Genomic DNA, 9,169 nt, shown 5'->3' with positions numbered 1-9,169 from the left:
CCCTCCTCTGGTGGGCGGGGGTGTGCGCCGGGGGGCGGGGGGGTGTTGGCGCCGCTCCCCCCCCCCCCCCCCCGGCCCGGGGGGGGGGGGGGGGGGCCCCCCCCCCCCCCCCCCCCCCCCGGCCGGCACGGCTCGATCAGTCGGCGAACCGGATGACGCCGCCGACCGGGGGATGCGCTGCCCGGTAGTCCGGATCCTCCACGGCCAGCGGGCTTGGCGCCCCGCCGTGCAGGTCGAACTCCGCCCAGAAGACGCGGCTCGCCACGATGTGCGTCTCGATGGTGCCGGCCTCCAGCAGGTAGACCCCGTCGTCCTCGCGGAGAGGACCGATGCGGTCTTCCAGCACCGACCGCTCCTCGTCCGTCGGCCGGCGGATATGGAAGTCGACGAAGTCCTTCCACAGCGAGATCCGGCTCGCTCCGGCGAAGAAGAAGTCGATCACCCTCGGCGGTACGTCACCGTCGACGTCGTCCTCGTCGGGCTCGGGCATGCCGCGGACGACGGCATAGCTGTGCCCGAGCCGGTAGTCGATCAGGTGGAAGTGTCGCTCGTCGGCGAAGTCGAGCTCGCCCTCCTGCTGCGGGATCACACCCCGGCCCACCTTCCGAGCTTCCTGTTGTACCGGTAGAACTCCACCTTATCCATCACTCCCGCCTTGCCGACCTGGTCCAGCTCCCACTGCGTCGCCATCTCCACGCCGCGTGCGGTGTCCTGCTGCGCACGGCTGAGCGCGCCGGCGGGTCCCTTGTTCGCACCCGGCAGGCCATCGATCATGAACGAGATCCGGCCCTTGCCCTGCGCCAGGTTACGCACCGCCTCGGTCACCTCGCCGCGCCAGTTCGCGTTGTTCATCAGGTGGTGGGCGCCGACCTGCTTCGCGAAGTTCTTGACGTTGATGTCGCTCGTGCGCGAGTCCTTGCCGAGAGCCAGATGGTCCGACTTGCCCGAGCCGCCACCACTGCCCTTGCCGGCCGACGTGCCGCTACCGGCCGATGAGCCGGAACCGCCACCCGAGGACTTCGCCGCGCCGCCACCGCCCGCGGACTTCGTGGACGCCTTCGCCGATGCGCCCGCTGAGGACTTCGCCGGTCCCGCGCTGCCCCCACCGCCCGAGGACTTGGCGCCGGCGGTGGCACCACCGCCGCCGGAGGACGCCTTCGGCGTGGACGGCGCCGCCTTGCCCCCGCCCTGTGCCGCGTTCGTGGCCTTCGCACCGGTCCGGGCGCTGTCCGCGCCCTTCGCCGCGCCCTGTGCCGCGTCCACGCCCTTGGCCGCGTACTTCGCGCCCTTGGCCGCACTGGCCGCGTAGCCGGCGAACGGGACCGCCGAGGCTGCGGAGAGCGCCGCGTTGCCGTAATCGCCCTCGGCCGCGTACCAGGCCGCGTTGGCCAGGTCCGCGACTTCGCCGACGCCCGGGACCAAGCCGGCCACGTCCAACGCCGCGTGACCGATGTCGCCAAGTGAGAGGTGACCGTCGATCTCGACCTGACTGACCGGGTTACCGCCGCCGAACGCGTACCTGTTGTTTGTGAACGGGTCCGTCGACAGGTTCATGTCGGCAAGCGCGCCGTTGTACTGGTCCTGCGTCAGGAATCGGTTCCGGCCCGGGTCGTAGTCGCGGAATCCCATGTCGTAGTCGCCGCTGGACTGATCGAACCGCTTGCCGTTGAACCGGTAGGCGTTGTACGGCTCCTGGGTCTGCGGACTGCTTCCGGAGGGCTTGTCCGCGCCGGTGAACTGGGCGTCGTCGTTCTGCCCGTACGCCGTGTACCCGTACGTGGCCCGGGAGTCGCCCTGCTCGTCGGTGAGCTGTTCGACGTCGGTGTGCGGGTTGTAGCCCTGGTACGACTCCTCAAAGCTGCCGTCGTCCTTGAACTTGGACTGGGACAGCAGCTCGCCGCCCGGTCCGTAGTTGTAGGACTTGCGGAGCTTGCCGCCTTCCTCCTCCGCGACGACCAACTCGGAGAGACCGAGGTAGGACAGCTCGGTGGTCTTGTCGCCCTGTTTGCGGCTGATCTGCCGGTCCAGCGGGTCGTACTTGTACGTCGTGTCGCCGCCGGGCGTCCTGGTGTGCTTGGTAACCCGGTCGAAGCCGTCGTACTCGTACTTCTCCGTCTCCGTGCCCGCGGTGGTGGTGCTGGTCTGCCGGCCGAAGTCGTCGTACTTGTAGGTGGTCTCGACGCCTGCGGTCTTCGACGAATTGAGCCGGTTCCGGTCGTAGTTGAACGTCGTCTCGACGCTCTTGACCTTCTGCTTGACGACGTTGCTGTTCGCGTCGTGCTCGTACGTCTCGGTGTCCGCGCCGTGCCCGGTCTTCTTCTGCTCCCGAATGCGGTCGCGGGGGTCGTACGTGTACGTGGTGGTCGTGTCGAGCGTCTGCGCCTTGTTGTCCGCGTTCTGCTTCTTCGCCACGTCCTTCGACCGGTGGCCGTTGGCGTCGTACTCGATCGTGTGCTCGTTGACGATCGCGCCGGAGGACTTCTTCTCCACCTGGTAGCGCAGCGCCTTGTCCAGGTAGTACTCGTGCGAGACGGTGTTGCCGTTGCCCTTCTTCTCCGTCTCCACCTGCTGTCGCGGGGTGTACGTGTACGTCGTGGTCTTCGCGCCCGAGTCGGACGACGTCTTGCCGTTGGTGACCTTCGAGACCAGGTCCCGGACGTCGTACTCGTACTTCGTGTAGATCTTGTCGTGGGTACGCTCGCGGATGGTGTCGTTCGCGTTGTAGGCGTAGGTCGTGGTGTTCTTGACCGCGCCGTTGAGCTTCTCCTCGATCTTCGCCGGCCGGTTCAGCCCGTCGTAGGTCATCGAGTAGACGTCGATCTTGGCGTCCGCGCTGTCGTCGCGCATCTCGGTGAGGTTCGCGTTCGGGTCGTACGAGAACGCGAAGCTCTTCTTCGGCTCGCTTCCGCCCTTGCCGTCGTCCTTCTGCGTCTTCTGCTTACCGTCCGGGAAGTACGTCCAGGACTGCGTGCGGACCTTGTTGTTCTCGCCGGTCAGCTTGCGCGTGGTCTGGTCGCCGTCGTCGTCGTAGTCGTACTCCGTCTTGATCCCGAACGGGTCGGTGCTGGTCCTGTTCCAGCCGTTGTCCCAGTACGTGTATCTGGTGATCGCGCGGTCCGACTCCCCCTCGGCCGGCGGCGCGCTTACCGACTTCTGGTTGCCGAGCTCGTCGTACTCGTAGACGGTCCGGTCCGGCGAGGTGTGCTTCGAGTCGTCCTCGTCGTACGGCTCGAGCTGCTCCTTCATCCGGTTCAGCGGGTCGTAGGTCCACTGGCTGGCGAAGTCGTCCGAATCGTCCGTGGTGTCCACGCCGCGTGGCGTGATCAGACGCGTCCGGTTGCCGACCTCGTCGTACTCGTACCGGCTGGTGCGGTGGACGGTCTCGTTGTTGACGACCTTGTGCGGCGTCTTCTGCTCGACAAGCATGGCGCGCTCGTCGTAGGCGAGAGTCGTCCGGCGGCTCTCCTGGTCGACGACCGCGACCATGTTGCCGTCCCGGTCGTACTCGGAGCGGGCCACCTTGCCGGCCGCGTCGGTCACCGAGGTCAGACGTCTGTTCAGGTCGTAGGTGTACTTCTCGTTGTACGCGTCCGGGCCGCCCTCGTTCTTCCGCGGGTCGGCGACGGTAAGCAGGTTGCCGACTTGGTCGAACGTCGACGTGAAGCGACCGCCCTCCGGGTCGACCGCCAGGATCAGCCGGTTGAGCTCGTCGTAGGTGTAGGTGGTCGTGTAATCGTCCCGGGCCGCAGTAAGCGTGCCCTTCGGATCGGTCTCGCGGAGCAGGTTGCCGACCGGGTCGTACTCGAACGTGCTGGTCCGGTCCGGGGACGACGCCGTGTCGCGGGGCTCGGTCAGGTAGGCGAGCCGGTCGGCCGGGTCGTGGCCCATCTCGATGACGGCGCCGCCCGCGCTCTCGTCGCGGACCACGTTGTCATTGCCGTCGTATGCCAGGCCCGGCGTGAAGATGTAGACGTCGTTCGCGGCGTCCTTCGGTTCCAGGGAGCCGAGCGGACGGCCGAACGTGTCGTACGTGTACGTCGACGTGTGGCTCTTCGCGTCGGTGATGGAGACGACGTTGCCGATCGCGTCGTACTCGTACGTCTCGGCCAGGTTGAGCGCGTCGGTGATCTTCTTCGGGTAGCCGACCGGGTCGTAGTCCTCGTACTTCGTCGTGTTGTCGTTCGCGTCCGTGGACGTCAACTGCTGGCCCCACGTGTCGTACGTGTAGACCGAGGTGTAGTCGCCGGCCGTCGCGGTCGCATTGCCCTTGGGGTCGGTGACCGAGGTGAGGTTGCCGTACTGGTCGTAGCCGAACGTGTTCTTCCGGCCCTCCGGCGACATCTTCGAGGTGAGCTCCGCGATGTGCCCGTTCAGGCCGAAGCGGTACCCCATCGTCTGCGGCGCCGTGTTGTTCTTGTTCGCCTCCGGGTCCTTGATCTCCAGCGGCAGGCCGGTCTTCTCGTCGTAGACGTACGTGGTGACCGCGCCGTTCGGCTCCGCCAGGCGCCTGACGTTGTTGTCCGCGTCCCAGGTCAGCTCGGTCGTCTCGCCGCGGGCGTCGGTCAGGAAGGTCGGCCGGCCGTACCCGTCGATCAGGTACTTCGAGGCGTGGCCGTTCGCGTCTGTGACAGTGGACTCGATCACCGAGCCGGTGGTGCCGTCCGGGTCCGCATAGGTGAACGCGGTCGCGTTGTCGACGCGGTCGGTGACCTCACGGACGCGTGTGCCGTCCTGGTAGGCGAGCTTCGTGCCGTGGCCGCGCGGGTCGTCGACCCGGATCAGGTTGCCCTGCGCGTCGTAGTAGAAGCCGAGCGGCTTCTCGTCCGCGGTCCCCTGGCCGTCGATCACCTGCCGAAGCAGACCCTGCTCACCGTACGTGAAGGTGATCTTCCGGCCGCTGACGTCCACGATCGACCGGAGCTGGGTGACGATCTGCGCGTTCTGCAGGTTGGTGGCGCTGCGCTTGACGTCGCCGGCGTAGTAGTCGTAGTTCTCGCCGGGTGCGAAGTACTCGAAGGTGAGCGTGCGCCGGCCGGTGGCGTCCGTGACGTACTTCAGCACGCCTGTGTTGCGGTTGCCGACAGACGTGCGCTCGTAGGTGAAGCGCAGGTCGTTGCCGTTCTTGTCGAGCACCGCGGTCTGGTAGCCGTCGGTGTCGAAGTAGAAGCGGCTGCGGTCCGGCCGGGTCATCAGCCAGGTGCGGTTCGAGTCGCTGTCGCTGTTGCGCTGCAGGTAGAGGTGGACGCCGGCCGGGCTGTCGTAGTCCCACTTGGTGGTGTCGGTGGTGTCGTGCCGGTTCAGGTCGAACCAGTGCGAGGTGCCGTCGCCGTCGGTGAGGGTGATCTTCTCCGGCCAGCGCGGGTCGGCGCCGATGAACTGCAGCGGCGAGCCGAGCCGGGTGACGCTTGTGGTCGAGAGCGACCACCCGTACCCGATATAGGAATTGGAACTGTCCTGGCTGTTGTAGGACATCCGGAGGAACGTGGACAGGCCGCGGCTCGGGTTGGAGAACGCGTTGTAGCTGAACACGCCGTTGCCGGAGAACTGGTTGACCATGACTGTCGCGCCGGCGCCGGCGTTCTCGCCTGTGTACTGGTAGAACTTCTCCAGGCCGAGCTGGTCGGAGGTCGGGTCCTCGACGGTGATCCGCTGGGCCAGCGGCGGGATCTGCCAGACCTGGGACAGCCATTGGCCGGTGGTCTTGTTGCGCAGGTCCCACTTGAGCACGAACGCCTGGCGGGTGTTCCCCTGGTCGAAGCGGACCGGTGTCATGATCTTCGCGTTGACTGTGGCCACGCCGCCGGACGGGAGATCGGCCGCGAGCGGTGTCTCCCGCCGGTTGTCAGCGGTGGTGACGTCGGTGCCGTCCGGCAGTTCCCAGCGGTACGACAGCGCCCAGTCCGCCTTCGGCCAGGCAGAGCTGGTGCCGTTGGTGAGGGTGACCGGCGAGGTGTACTCGTCGCCGGGGATCATCCGGGACGGCACGGTCGGCGCGTAGTAGGTCAGCTCCGTGGTCGGTGCGGTGTAGACGACCTCCAGCCGCGGCCGCATCCTCACCTCCGGGACCTCACCGGAGTTGAAGAGCACACGCTGCTCCGGTACGGAGTCGGCGGTGCCCTCGTTGGCCACCTTGAACAGCACGCCCTTGTTGCTGCTCGGCGTGTTCACCCAGCCCTGGACCAGGCCTGTCGCGTTCCAGTTCTGCCAGCGCGGGTCGGCGCCGATGTCGGTGACGCTCGCGGCCGCCGTACCTGTGAAGTCACCGCCGGCGGTGGTCCACTTCGTGGTCGAGTTCGCGTTGGTCCAGGAGCCGGTGGACTGGTCGAAGTCGCGGGTCAGGCCGTGCATGTTGAAGGTCGCGATGCCGCCGCCCTGGGTGTAGACCCCCCAGAGACCGACCTTCGCGCTGACCACCTTGGTTCCGGCCGGCAGACCGGACATGCTCGGAAATTTCACGACCGCGCGGCTGGTGCCGTAGATCGGGCCCTTGTTGCCGATCTGCACCAGGCCGCCGCCGTCCAGCACGTTGTGACCCGTACTGGGCTCCTTGCTGGTAAGCGTCGTGTCAGTGGTGCCGCTCTGCAGAATCCGGACCACGTGCCCGGCCTTCGGCAGCTGCACCTGCTCGGTCGGCGACGGGATCAGCTCGCCGGTCTTCGTCTTGGCGACGATCATGTAGTAGAACGGCGCGCCGAACTCGGTCGCGTTGTTCGCGGGCGTCGGCGTGCCGCTGGTGTCGCTGTAGGCGGTGCGGTCCGCACGGACCGGTGAGACGAGCGTGCGCTCGGACGGGATGAAGCTCTGCGCCGTACTCCGGTGCACCTGGTATTCGAGCAGGTCGTCACCCTTGTAGGCACTCCAGGACAGCTCCGCGCCGGTGGCTCGGATCGTGGTCGGCACGGCAAGCGTCACGCCCGGCTTGCCCCAGGTCAGGACCAGCGCGGGGAACGTGTCGACCTCGCCGCCGTACGCGTTCTCCGCGCCGTTGTAGCGCGGGCCGCCGTACGCCGGGCCCTCGTCCGCGGCCTTGACCACGAAGCCGTTGTTCGCCTGCCGGCCGCTGATCCAGTCCTGCACGATCGAGCGGACGCTGAAGTCGTGCCAGGCGTGATTCTGGTCCTTGTTCTTGGTCTGGGTCGCGTTCTTGACCAGCCGGACCGCGTCCGCGGAGACGGTCTTGTTCGCGATGTCGCCGAGCACGACCTTGTGCGTGGTACCGGCGTCGAACGCGAACGCACCTATCGACTTCCAGGTGCCGCCGCCCGAGCCGGTGGTCTGGTTGACCGCGACAGTGCTGGTCCCGCCCTTGTGGTGCACTGTGTACGGCGCGTTCGTGGCCCGGTCGGTGCCGGGCACGTAGTGGACCTGCACGTCGTACGTACCGGCCTCGGTCACCCGCGGCACCCAGGTGAACGTGTCGCCGGTGGTGGCGCCGCTGTTCGTCCGGTGCGCGGCGGAGATCGCGCTCGTCGCGACGGCGGTGGCCCAGGAGCCCGCGGCCGCTGCCTTGCCCGCGTCCGCGTTGTCGATCTGCTCCGTGTTCGTGCCGATCTCGCCGATCGCGGTGTTGATCGAGTTCCAGGTGGCGTTCTGCTCGGTCCACGGCGCGGTCACCCGGTGCGCGTTGATCGGCAGCGCGTACGCGTCCGCCTCGTCGCTCGTGGTCTGGTCCCAGTAGAGCCGCAGTTGCGCCGCGTCCAGCTGGGTACCGGCCGGGACCTCGGTCAACGGGAACTTCACCAGGCTGCGGAACGTGGCGTTCGTGGTGCTGTTGACCGGGCTGGTACCGACAGTCAGGCGCCAGAGCGTGTCGTAGTTCTCCGTCGGCGCGTACTTGTTGATCATCCCGTCCTGGGCCTGCCCGACCTGCGGCTGGACCTTGATGGTCGGATCGATGACCACGGGGTACGTCCGGTCCGGGCTGTTCAGCCAGGCGCGGTCCGCCGTGACGGTGAGCGTGTTCCCGGTGAGCGTCTGGGTCACGTTCGGGCTGAACGCCGTGCCGGTCGGCCCGGACGCGTCGTCCCGGTCGTCGTACATGAACGGCTTCGGCAGGTAGAACAGCGTCCGGCCGTCCGCGTCGTCGGCCCGGAACGCGATCGTGCCGTCCGCCTCCGCGCTCGCCCGCACACCGTCCAGGCCGAGCGTGAACGTGAACGACGCGTCGCCGGCCGGTGGGCGGTCCAGGACGATCTGCTTCTTGAGCGCGCCTGCGGTCACGTCGTACCGCAGCGTCGCGTCCGGGAACACGCCCGGGATGGTCACCGTGCTGCCGCTAGCGGCCGGAATGAGCGGGCGCGGCGCGCCGGGCAGGCCGAGCGAGACCGTGCGGCCGTCCAGGTCGTACCTGACGATCCGGTCGGTGCGGTCGCCGAACCGGCTGGCGAACGCGTTCTTCGTAGCGGTCAGCGGGTAGCCCGGCTCCGTGCCGCGGCCCACGGTGGTGTCGATCTCCTGCCAGCGGCCCTGCGCGTCCCGGTAGTGGACCGGCTGCGCCGCGACCTCGGCCTGCGTCCGGCCGTCCGCGAGCGTGAAGTACTTGGTGGTGGCGGTGCGGGCCTCGACGTTCTCCCGGACGCGCTCGGCCGCGGGGATCGCGGCGCCGGCGCCGTCCAGCCGCTCCTGCTCCGGCAGCGTTCCCTCCGGGCCTGGTGCGGTCACCGGCACGTCCCGACCGCGCGCCTCGGTGCGGTCACCGCTCAGCGGCGCGGGCTCGTCCTCGAACAACCTGCCCAGGCTGGGCCAGAAGCCGGACGGGCCGGGCGGCACCACGCTCGCCGGCCCGGCCATCACCAACAGCCCGGCCAGCATCAGCGCGAGCAGCGCGGCCTTCGTGGAAATGCGTCTGTTCATCGCTTCGGTCACCTTCCGGCGCGCAGCACGAATAGCCCGGCGGTCGTTTTCGGGCAGCGTGAAACCGCCCGGAAACCGCGGGAAACTTGTCGATGCTGGACTGCGGCAAAAAAGAGTCTTACGACGTGCGAATCGGTCTATTAGCGCCGTTTCCGCATGTCGGACCGAGCTAGCCCGGCCCCCCGTGAGTGTGTTCACTACCTCGGACTGCCGGGCGAAAGTATCAAGGCACTTGCATACCTGCAAGCGATGAACGGCTATTTCCTCAGTGCAGAATGTCCGTTTGCCTGGCAGGCGTTGATCACTGATTCCCGCG

At 67.8% G+C, this 9,169-nt stretch carries 2 protein-coding genes; both read right to left on the bottom strand.

Annotated elements, in window-relative coordinates; genetic code table 11:
• Nucleotides 1-136: 136 nt before the first annotated feature.
• On the bottom strand, nucleotides 137-589 hold the full coding sequence (locus tag ACIA8K_RS08000) for a hypothetical protein (protein WP_396056221.1): 453 nt from the start codon (nucleotides 587-589) through the stop codon (nucleotides 137-139).
• A complete protein-coding gene (locus tag ACIA8K_RS07995; RefSeq protein WP_396056219.1) occupies nucleotides 586-8,853 on the bottom strand; it encodes a DNRLRE domain-containing protein in 8,268 nt (2,755 codons plus the stop codon). The genes ACIA8K_RS08000 and ACIA8K_RS07995 overlap by 4 nt, the downstream gene beginning before the upstream one ends.
• Nucleotides 8,854-9,169: the final 316 nt, after the last annotated feature.

This window comes from Catenuloplanes sp. NPDC051500, assembly GCF_044454585.1.
GTDB lineage: Bacteria > Actinomycetota > Actinomycetes > Mycobacteriales > Micromonosporaceae > Catenuloplanes.
The sequence above is the reverse complement of the archived record's forward strand: the minus strand, read 5'-3'. Positions and strand labels throughout refer to the sequence as shown.